1 protein-coding gene is annotated in these 896 nt (G+C 61.8%); it reads right to left on the bottom strand.

The features are described 5' to 3' along the window. Positions 1-896 (bottom strand): AMP-binding protein (locus tag ACLFKU_RS43685; RefSeq protein ID WP_410853381.1); only part of this gene is annotated, 896 nt, incomplete at both ends.

Below are 896 nucleotides of genomic sequence, written 5' to 3'. Positions count from 1 at the left end.
AACTCCAGATTGCCGTCCGGCAGGTACCGCGCCAGGTCCCCCGTGCGGTACAGCCGATCGCCCTCCACAAAGGGACTGGCGATGAACCGCTCGGCTGTCAGCTCGGGGCGGTTCAGGTAGCCACGCGTCACGCCCGCCCCGCCAATGTAGAGCTCGCCCACCGCCCCGAACGGCACCGGCTCGTCATGACCGTCCAGCACGTACACCCGCGTGTTCGCAATCGGACGGCCGATCGGTACACCTTGATGTGGCACGCCGAATGGGGTGTCAATAGGAAAAAAGGATGACCAGATGGTTGTTTCGGTTGGCCCGTAGAAATTCTTTACAGAGTTCACCGCTTCATTTAGGCGAAGTGACAGAGTTGCAGGTAACGCTTCTCCCCCACATACCGCATTCAGCGCTGGTGTTCCTTGCCAGCCTCCATCTAAGAGCAGGCGCCACATTGCCGGAGTCGCCTGCATGAAAGAAATGTTGTGATGTGCTATGTAATGGCGTAAGGCCATGGCGTCGATTGCATCCTTACGGCTTGCAAGGGCGACTGCGGCCCCAGTGCTCAAAGGCAGGAACAGTTCGAGCCCCGCAATATCGAACGAGATGGTGGTCAAAGCCAAAAAAGTATCGCGGTCAGAAATTGAAGATATCTCTGAAAACGCCGATAGAAAGTTCACCACCCCCCGGTGCTCGACCATCACGCCCTTGGGCGTGCCGGTGGAGCCCGAGGTGTAGATCACATAGGCCAGATGGTGCGGGCCCAGGCCCAGCGCGCGCACATCCGGATCCGATGACGGCTGCCCGGCCCACGCCGGCGACTGCGCCTCCAGCTCCACCAGCCCCACCCCAGCGAGCGCCTCCGCGCCCAGCGCCGCACGCCCCGCCGCATCGGCCAGCACCAGCCG

The sequence above is a fragment of the Paraburkholderia sp. EG304 genome (assembly GCF_046543485.1).
Classification (GTDB): domain Bacteria; phylum Pseudomonadota; class Gammaproteobacteria; order Burkholderiales; family Burkholderiaceae; genus Paraburkholderia; species Paraburkholderia youngii.
Note: the sequence above shows the minus strand (reverse complement) of the source record. Positions and strands in the feature narration are given on the sequence as shown.